1 protein-coding gene is annotated in these 974 nt (G+C 66.6%); it reads left to right on the plus strand.

All coding sequences use genetic code 11. The features are described from left to right. On the plus strand, positions 1 to 934 hold a 934-nt coding region (locus tag AWQ68_RS43345; protein ID WP_218006727.1), incomplete at its 5' end, for an SGNH/GDSL hydrolase family protein. Between the last annotated feature and the right edge of the window lie 40 nt (positions 935 to 974).

Here is a 974-nt window from a genome sequence, read left to right on the forward strand (position 1 = left end):
GCCGTTCGTCCGACCGCTGACGCAACCGTCGACCCTGTCGGCGCGGCTGGTGCAACTGGTGCGGGCGATGCGCGTCGCCACCAGCGGCAAGGCCAGAATAATGATGGTCAACTACCCCCAGGGCGTCGCAGACGGTCTCCAGCCCGGAGGCCTTATGGGATGGCTGGTGCGGAACCGTCCGGCGGACTGGGCGAAACTCCGCGCTCTGGCGCCTCAGCTGACCGCCTCCATCAAAAAGGCGCAGCAGGTCCTGGCCGACAATGGGATCGCCGCCGACATGCTGGACATCGAAAACACCTTCGCCGGCCATGAGCTGGGGACCAAGGCCCCCTACATCCGTAACGTCGCCTTCGGCATTGCCGACAAAGGGGACAACTTCAACAGCAAACAGCAGACAGGACATCCCAACCAACAGGGACAGAAGGCACTGGCGGGCCACTACGCCCTGATGATCGCGGGTGAGCTCGGGCTGCGCGTCAAGGCGCCCGACGGAGCCCGTCCCCGGGCCACAGCGGCGGACCCGTGCGATGCCGGCCCCAACGATCGCCACAATCTGCCCGCCACGCCCACCCGGAGCACCTCAAGCGGCGGCACCACCGGCGGGGGCGGAGCCGGCACCCCCAACACGGGCCCACGCTCGACCATGACCTACGTCAACATCGACCCGCCACTGCCTCATGATGGGCCCGGGCCCACGAACACCGAGCCCAAGCCCACCCCCACCGGCTCACAGCCCTCCCCCGGAACAGGGACGACAGAGTCGACCCCGCGATGGAACATCTATCCGGTCGATACCGTCCAGCCCACGAATCCGATCATCCCCATCGACCTGACCCAGCCGCTGCCCTACCTGTGGCCTAGAGGAGGAGGAAGCGGGATCCCGCAGCGTGACGTATATGACATAAAGATCGACGCCAGCCAGCTCATGCGCTGAGGACCGACGCCGACCAGATCAAGAGCTGAGCGACCACGGG

This window comes from Microtetraspora fusca, from assembly GCF_001570365.1.
GTDB classification, from domain to species: domain Bacteria; phylum Actinomycetota; class Actinomycetes; order Streptosporangiales; family Streptosporangiaceae; genus Microtetraspora; species Microtetraspora fusca.